General features: G+C 35.2%; 1 protein-coding gene and 1 pseudogene. Both read left to right on the top strand.

Going from position 1 to position 1,163, the window contains the following annotated elements; translation table 11 throughout:
- A partial coding sequence (locus BFF42_RS27330; RefSeq protein WP_216079865.1) for a hypothetical protein occupies window positions 1–328 on the top strand: 328 nt, incomplete at its 5' end.
- Window positions 329–425: 97 nt separating this feature from the next.
- Window positions 426–1,163: pseudogene (gene ospC4 / locus BFF42_RS17930) on the top strand (type 3 secretion system effector OspC4); the annotation flags it as partial.

The following is a 1,163-nucleotide window of genomic DNA, read 5'->3' as shown; positions in this document are numbered from 1 at the left end:
GCAGAAGCAGAAAAAGCTTATTATGCTTCCATCGGAAACGATGATCTGGCAGCCTGAGTTCACAGATAAAACACTCTCCAGGAAACCCGGGGCGGTTCAAGGACTCTATCATCGCCAATCATCAGACATTGAAATAGACGACACTGAGATGACGCTTACAATTCTTTTGGTTTCTGTAATAAGTAATCTGACATCCCCCGTGCCCAGAAGAGGAGAGGGATATCAAGCCCAAGGGTTAATAATTGATACTACGGTTAAAATTGCCTTCCGTAAAGGAAACGTGATTAAATTCAGGGGATTTCAGAGTGAAAACCATACAACATATTAAAATCTGTTCATTTAGCTATAATACATACAAGAAAGTGTCCAGTTAGATAATGTTATCTAAATAACCACAGATAAAAACGCACATAATTGGGGGGGGGATGAAAATACCTGAAGCAGTAAATCATATTAATGTTCAGAATAATATTGATCTTGTTGATGGAAAAACGAATCCGAATAAAGCAACAAAAGCATTACAAAAAAATATATTACGCGTAACAAACTCATCTTCTTCTGGCATAAGTGAAAAACATTTAGATCACTGTGCTAATACTGTGAAAAACTTTTTAAGGAAGTCTATAGCAGCGCAAAGTTATAGCAAAATGTTTTCTCAAGGGACCAGTTTCAAATCACTAAATCTTTCTATTGAAGCGCCATCTGGAGCACGGTCATCATTTCGGTCACTTGAGCATCTCGATAAGGTGTCCAGGCACTATATCTCTGAGATAATACAAAAAGTTCATCCTCTTTCTTCAGACGAACGTCACTTACTTTCTATTATTATTAATTCTAATTTTAACTTCAGACATCAAAGTAACTCTAATCTGTCAAATAATATTCTTAATATTAAATCCTTTGATAAAATTCAGTCTGAAAATATACAAACACATAAGAATACATACTCTGAGGATATTAAAGAAATCTCTAACCACGATTTTGTTTTTTTTGGGGTTGAAATTTCCAATCATCAAGAAAAACTCCCACTAAATAAAACACATCATACTGTAGATTTTGGCGCCAATGCGTATATCATTGATCATGACTCTCCATATGGATATATGACATTAACCGATCACTTTGATAATGCTATTCCACCTGTTTTTTACCATGAGCACCAA

Source organism: Shigella sp. FC1661 (assembly GCF_001712525.1).
GTDB classification, from domain to species: Bacteria; Pseudomonadota; Gammaproteobacteria; order Enterobacterales; family Enterobacteriaceae; genus Escherichia; species Escherichia coli.
This window is presented reverse-complemented; position numbering and strand designations above follow the sequence as displayed.